This is a genomic window from Photorhabdus cinerea (assembly GCF_011189575.1).
Classification (GTDB): domain Bacteria; phylum Pseudomonadota; class Gammaproteobacteria; order Enterobacterales; family Enterobacteriaceae; genus Photorhabdus; species Photorhabdus cinerea.
Genome location: NZ_PUJW01000019.1, coordinates 73765 through 80781 on the forward strand (window position 1 = coordinate 73765; position 7017 = coordinate 80781).

Here is a 7017-nt window from a genome sequence, read left to right on the forward strand (position 1 = left end):
GCGGGCCACACTGAGGTGCATTCAAAAGCTAGCGCTTTTGTCAGAGCACTACCCAGGTCCGCTCTTAACGACAAAGAATGGCAAATAGAATCGCCTGATGAGATAGACTTTACATCGTGTCTTTCCGCCACGGTTGTTAAGAGTTATAAAAATGAAAGCGCTAAGGAGACTGTAATGGCAGATAACAAAGCAACTCTAACCTCAGATGGTACAGTTGCTATTGAATTGGACGTGCTAACACCTACCCTGGGGTCTAAAGTAATCGACGTTCGTACTCTCGGCTCCGAAGGTTTTTTTACCTACGACCCTGGTTTTACTTCAACAGCATCTTGCGAATCCAAGATCACCTACATTGATGGCAACGAAGGCATATTACTTCACCGTGGTTTTCCTATCGACCAACTAGCGACAGAATCCAATTATCTGGAAGTCTGCTATATCCTGCTGTATGGCGAAACACCAACACAAGAACAGTTTGATAAATTCAAAAAAACCATTACCCGTCATACGATGATCCACGAACAGATCAATCGGTTGTTTAATGGCTTCCGCCGTGATTCCCACCCGATGGCGGTGCTGTGCGGTGTTACGGGCGCTTTGGCTGCTTTCTATCACGATGCTCTGGATGTGAACAATCCGCACCACCGTGACATTACTGCATATCGTCTGCTGTCCAAAATGCCAACAGTGGCGGCAATGTGCTACAAATACTCCATTGGTCAGCCATTCGTTTATCCACGCAATGATCTTTCCTATGCAGGAAACTTCCTGCACATGATGTTCGCTACACCATGCGAAGAGTATAAGGTGAACCCGGTACTAGAACGTGCTATGGATCGCATTCTTATTCTGCATGCCGACCATGAACAGAACGCATCTACCTCTACAGTACGTACTGCGGGTTCTTCCGGAGCTAATCCATTTGCCTGTATTGCTGCGGGTATCGCTTCACTTTGGGGACCTGCTCATGGTGGCGCAAACGAAGCTTGCTTACGAATGCTGGAAGAAATTCAGTCGGTTGAACATATTCCTGAATTTATTGCGCGCGCCAAAGACAAAAACGACGCTTTCCGCCTGATGGGATTTGGTCATCGCGTTTACAAAAACTATGACCCACGCGCGACAGTAATGCGTGAAACCTGCCACGAAGTACTAGATGAGCTTGGGCTGAATGACAGTCTGTTGGAAGTTGCTATGGAACTTGAGCGTATTGCTCTGCACGACCCATATTTTATTGAGAAGAAACTGTATCCGAACGTGGATTTTTACTCTGGCATCATCCTGAAAGCAATGGGTATTCCATCCACTATGTTCACTGTCATTTTTGCAATTGCCCGTACCATCGGCTGGATTGCCCATTGGAACGAAATGCATGATGACGGTGTAAAAATCGCCCGTCCTCGTCAACTCTACACTGGCTATACACAGCGAGATTTCCAAAGCCAGTTGGAAAAATAATAATTAAATTCGATTACGATAAGGGCAAAGCTCTAACCTAAGAGTTAGAGCTTTTGTTTAATTGGGCAGATATTCGATAAGATTTAGTGCCAATACAATCACTACTGAAATTGATCTGGCTATCTTCCTTGTGTATGCTCGTTTTAAGAGCAGGTACTAAGCTACCCTGTTCTCTAAATTATCGAACGTAGCCTCCCGTTTGCGTGTGTAGCCAGATCACCGGGATCAAAATTCACAATTCTATGAAGCGGATAGAACAACGCTAGTTTAAAAAGTTTATAAAAACTTTGAAGCCCGCCTTCGGTGGGCTTCGCTTCTTTCTGACTAACGTATAAACCGAATCAAACCGGGTTTGGAATATCGATAAAAGTAACATCTAACCCATAATTATCCGCCAACCACTCACCTAAAGCTTTAATACCATAACGTTCAGTAGCATGATGACCAGCCGCATAAAAATGCAGTCCCATTTCACGAGCAATATGAACCGTCTGTTCCGAAGCTTCACCAGTAATAAAAGCATCAACACCGAATTCGGCCGCCTGATGAATAAAACTCTGGCCTCCACCGGTACACCAGGCAAGAGTGCGAATCTCTGCGGGTGCGTTATCGCCCACATGCAACGCTTTGCGACCAAGCACCTGTTCAATACGTGCTGCTAACTCTACCGGCGTCAGTGGCTGCTCAAATTCCCCATATGGTACATATGTATCAATCAGTCCGACAACTTTTGCGCCAATCTGATGAGCCAGTTGTACGTTATTTCCCAGTGATGGATGAGCATCAAGCGGAAGATGATAGCCATATAAATTTATATCATTACAGAGTAGCGTTTTCAGACGATGACGTTTCATATTACGAATCACCACCGGCTCATTTTTCCAAAAATAACCATGATGAACGATAACCGCATCAGCCTGATAGCGAACCGCTTCATCCAATAAAGCCTGGCAAGCTGTGACACCAGTAACGACCCGCTGAATATGAGCACGCCCTTCAACCTGTAAGCCATTGGGCGCATAATCCTGAAACTCTCTGATATGCAATTCTTCATTAATCACGTTTTCCAGTTCAATATTATGCATCATATCCGTCCTATATTTTAATTGTGTGGAAGTAACATACTCATCCACACCCGCTATAGTAAATAGGCTTTATTGATTTTTCTGATCCCTGATAAAACAAAACGCCCTGCCAGAATCAACGGGCAAGGCGTCAAACTATTTATCAACTTATAAACCGCGGAAAACCAAGTTAACCTGATTTCCCACTAACCAAACATTAATTATTTCTGACTGTAATAACCAACTCTGATTGCGCTAACCATACTGGCTTATCGCTGGTTTTTATCCATACACGGTACAAATAACTGTAAAAACGCGTGCGATCACGACGGAACAGCATAACCGGTAGCGCCAACACACCTAACATCACAGCACTGATACGACGTAAGAGAACCTGATGCCAAGGGTATTTACGATATACAGACATATAGACCCTCCTTTAAATAAGACCCCGCTTTTTGCAGAATCTCAAAAATAACAATCTGTAAATTGTCTAAAATTTTATCGGATAAAATGAAAATTTACCACTTTCAATCCCCCTTTTTAGGGTTATTTATCGTTATTTTTTCCACTATATGTAACTTCATTACAAAAAACATGATAAGAATGTAATATTACAAACAAATTATAAACATTTTATTAACGACGGGTGAAAACGTTAGTAATAAACAATACCAAAGTCCGGCGTTTTGCTGCCTGATTGTCTAATAGTCATCGTCAAAATCACTTTTTTATGAAAGAGAATAATCAGATCATTTTAATGATGAAAAACTTCATAAAAGATAAGTTCCCATCCTGTCCTTCGCTTATTTTATATTTATCTAACCTGATATAACCATTTAAAAACGCGAATACAGAGAGATTAAAGTTTTATATAGAAGGTGGATTTAATTCAGTAAATACTCTTTTTAACAGGACATACTCAGGTACTTTATTGCCGTTATTTTACGAAATAATCCATAAAAATAACGCAATAAAAAAGGGATAAAACAGTTAATATGGCAGGATTTAATCCTTGAACAGAAAATTAACTAGCAGAGAAAACATAAAAGGATATTTTTACATAATCAGGTTATTTACTGGCTGAAAACACAATATCCCATGATGATTAAACTTAATAAAAAACAGATGTTAAAATTGGTAAAAACAACTGTTAAAACTTTATACCGATTAAAATCAGAAGCTAATCACAAAATCACTACATTCTTCAAAATCAAGATCTCCTATAATCGCTTTGTTAACATCAAACCTATTGCTTTTATTAATCAATCTAGTAATCCATTCCGAATAACAGAACTTGTTTTTATTTTTAGAGATAAAATAAGCTTCATCTATTTCATTTGAATTTAAATTTGTATCTTCATACATGACTCTAAATATAAGCCAAATCACATTACAATCTAGAGATCCCATTGTTCTATATCCTATGTTATATCCATCATTAGGGGTTTAAATCCCGTAGACCGAATGTAAACCATGTGGAGTTCCATTAGCATAAAAAAGTCTTTAATTCTATTTGAAATGTAATCATTCACATTTTTACCATATGCTAAACTACTGATCAATAAAATACTCATAAGATACGGAAATATAATAATCATAAAAAATCTAGCATTCATTTTGGTTTTCCTTTAATAAATAATTAATGTTTGATGATACTATTAAATTGACCATAGTTAGGTACATATTCCATTAATTTTATTTCCAACTTATCTTTACTATTAATTAATTTAGGTAGATTATCATCAAAACAGAAAACCTCTTTTTTTCTATCAAAAAAATAATAATCATAGGAGAACCATTCACCAGATATCCCACTTTGAGGTGACTCATATCCAACCTCACCGACGATCCATGTTAAATCTCCCATATGAAAAACCCTAACTAGTTTATAACCAAAACATGATGAATAATTTCTAGCATATTTAGATTTAAATGTTTTCTCAGGAATCAAAACTTGATTATCTGAAAATGCAACCATATTACAACGTGCGTATCCCTCTCCTTTTTTTTCTTTGTTCTCAGTGCTGTATAAAAACGGTACTATATACCAGTCTGGCTTACTATATATCTTATTTATTTTTCCACTATAAATATAATATTCACTATAACCGTTTTCTTGAACACCTTTAGATATCTCAGAATATTTAACAATTGAAAGAGGCAAAGGTGAAAAGTCTCTTGATATATAAGAAGAAATACTATGCATGACCATTCTGCTAACAGCGGGTGGTGATAAAGCCTCTTCTCCATGCACAGATAAAGAAATAAACAACAAAACCGTGAAAATATTTTTCTTCATATTATACCTTCAATGATCGTGATTGTCTGGCGTAGTCAACAATTACATTTATCTCTCGATTTCCTCTTCTAACAGATATAGTTTCTATTTCAGATGTCTTTAACATATCTGACAAATATAAATAAACATATCTTGTATATCCTTGTCGTTCATAATATTGATTCCCTCCACCATTAACTAAAATAGAACAACGTCCAATAGACTCATTATTCAACCCTTGGTCACACACCCTATTTATACTAGTTTTCCATGCTTCTTGCCTAGAGTTTCTATGTTCTTTAGACACCCAGTAAAAACCACCCGAATCGATAGAAAAATATTCATTTGATGAGATATCATCAGGATCGAATAGTGGATACCATGGTTTATCTAGTGACTCATCCACATATGTTTCCTCTCTACCGGTTCGTCTACTAACTTTTTTTCTTCTCGGGTCTGACCAATAATGAGTAGAAAGTGAGTAATGAATCTCCTCGGATCAAAATGCCATATTCTGATCTTACACAGAAAAATATATCCTCTGTTGCAGAGAACACTCTGCTCACAGAAAAATAAAGTAAAAAAACAGTAATAAAGATATAAACCGAATCATATTCTTCTCCTCCTATTAACTTACAGTTACTAACCATGCCTGTTAAATATCTCAGCACATACCAGGCATAATTTAATACAGATTAATCTATTAGCTAAAATCACAATTAATCGCCATTGTCATAAATAAATCTGTTACCTTATTTAAAAAATCAATTCTTTTTTTATCCGAATATTTTATTGGGTCGGGGTAATACTCAGCGGCATAATTATCTTGAGAATAAAAAAACAATGTTCTCATCACACTATAAGGTTTATCCTTCTTATCAAGAAAAATGACATCTGACATAACCATTGCACCTTTACGCCGAGGGAATGTTTTTATTTCCACCTTATATTTCATATTAAAAACATAGTTAAATTTATTATTTTTACTATATGAATCTTTTAATGAATTATTTATTTCATCTATATCATAGCTATATTTTTTACTTACATCATCCCATTTTATATAACCAATGCCACCTGATGGATATGCCGCACCAGACAAATTAAAATAATCTTTTACCCCATTGTAAACAAGAGGCACTAGATTATATCTACAATCATTTTTAGCAGAAGCTTTTTTAAACGATTTTAAATTAAAAACCCCGCTGTCAAATTCAATGGTATAACAGTAATCTATCTTTTCTGCATAAGCAGAAAATGTAAGTACAGTTAATATCAATACAAATAACATATTCAATTTCATATAATTCACCATCATTCTATAGGCTTAAAATTATTGGGTTTTACGATAGAGTCATTTAATGCATATAATGCATGCTCGAAGCAAGGCCATCTGACATCATCCAACCCATGATCACCGCCATTCACGCATTTAGTAATGGCTTTTACATCATCATATGAAGCCCCCTTATCAGCCCAATAATGAAGACTTAAACTCCCCCAAGATATTCTCCTCCCATTATGTTCTCTCATCCTTTGTTTCTGTATCCAATAAAATCCGCCCGTATCACAAGCATAATAGGCATTACTGGCAAGAGTGGCAGCTCCTGCATCTGTCAAGAATTTTTCAGCATCCCCTTTATATTTTCCGTAAAGCTCATAATTTTTTCTGCCCGTCGTTTGTATAATCCCTCTTCCTTTAAATCGTTTTCCATCCCCCACAAGCGTATTTCCCAATGTTCCTGCCAGATCATTCATTTCTTTACCAGCATAATCCTTTTTGGGTTCATATTTATTAAAATAATTATCTAACCCATACTCAACAACCACTTCCAACCGACCCGTCTCACAAAAAATTTGTGATAAAAAGTGTGCAATTCTTAAAGACGAAAGATTAAAACCATAATTGGTAATAATTCTGGATAAGCTCTCTTTTATATTTTCCGGACGGATAATCACATTATCTTTATTATTTTTACTTTGTAAAATACGAGTCATAACACTCTCTTTACTTAAAAAGTCTCCCTCTTTATGTGTCTTGCTATTTTTAACACTTTCTCTGATAACTCTAATTAAATCTCCTTCCCCTAACCACCCGCACTTCCTGAAATGGGTAATAAACCTCCTCGGATCAAAATGCCACACCTTGCCGGATGGTAATCCTACCATATCAATACATAGCGCCTTAACATGAGCAATAAACTTATCCCAGTC

At 36.8% G+C, this 7017-nt stretch carries 8 protein-coding genes; 1 reads left to right on the plus strand and 7 read right to left on the minus strand.

Annotation, left to right across the window (positions count from 1 at the left end):
* Nucleotides 1–174 precede the first annotated feature (174 nt).
* Entirely contained in the window at nt 175–1458 is a 1284-nt protein-coding gene (locus tag C5469_RS17300; RefSeq protein ID WP_166309367.1) for a citrate synthase, read from the plus strand.
* Nucleotides 1459–1799: 341 nt separating this feature from the next.
* On the opposite strand, the gene C5469_RS17305 is transcribed toward C5469_RS17300, so the two are convergent.
* The 7 genes from C5469_RS17305 to C5469_RS17335 all read right to left on the minus strand — a co-directional run.
* A complete protein-coding gene (locus C5469_RS17305; RefSeq protein ID WP_166309381.1) occupies nt 1800–2543 on the minus strand; it encodes a type 2 GTP cyclohydrolase I in 744 nt (247 codons plus the stop codon).
* A 196-nt stretch (nt 2544–2739) separates the two neighbouring features.
* Nucleotides 2740–2949, minus strand: coding sequence for a YbfA family protein (locus C5469_RS17310; RefSeq protein ID WP_166309369.1), 210 nt, complete (start codon nt 2947–2949; stop codon nt 2740–2742).
* A 749-nt stretch (nt 2950–3698) separates the two neighbouring features.
* Nucleotides 3699–3935 carry a hypothetical protein gene (locus C5469_RS17315; protein WP_166309371.1) on the minus strand — a complete coding sequence of 79 codons (237 nt, stop codon included), beginning with the start codon at nt 3933–3935 and terminating at the stop codon, nt 3699–3701.
* Nucleotides 3936–4164: 229 nt separating this feature from the next.
* Entirely contained in the window at nt 4165–4824 is a 660-nt protein-coding gene (locus C5469_RS17320) for a hypothetical protein (RefSeq protein WP_166309373.1), read from the minus strand.
* A 1-nt stretch (nt 4825) separates the two neighbouring features.
* On the minus strand, nt 4826–5209 hold the full coding sequence (locus tag C5469_RS17325; RefSeq protein WP_166309375.1) for a hypothetical protein: 384 nt from the start codon (nt 5207–5209) through the stop codon (nt 4826–4828).
* Between the two features lie 297 nt (nt 5210–5506).
* Nucleotides 5507–6106, minus strand: a complete 600-nt coding sequence (locus tag C5469_RS17330; protein ID WP_166309377.1) for a hypothetical protein — start codon at nt 6104–6106, stop codon at nt 5507–5509.
* A gap of 11 nt (nt 6107–6117) precedes the next feature.
* Nucleotides 6118–7017 (minus strand): glycoside hydrolase family 19 protein (locus C5469_RS17335; RefSeq protein ID WP_422615866.1); only part of this gene is annotated, 900 nt, incomplete at its 5' end.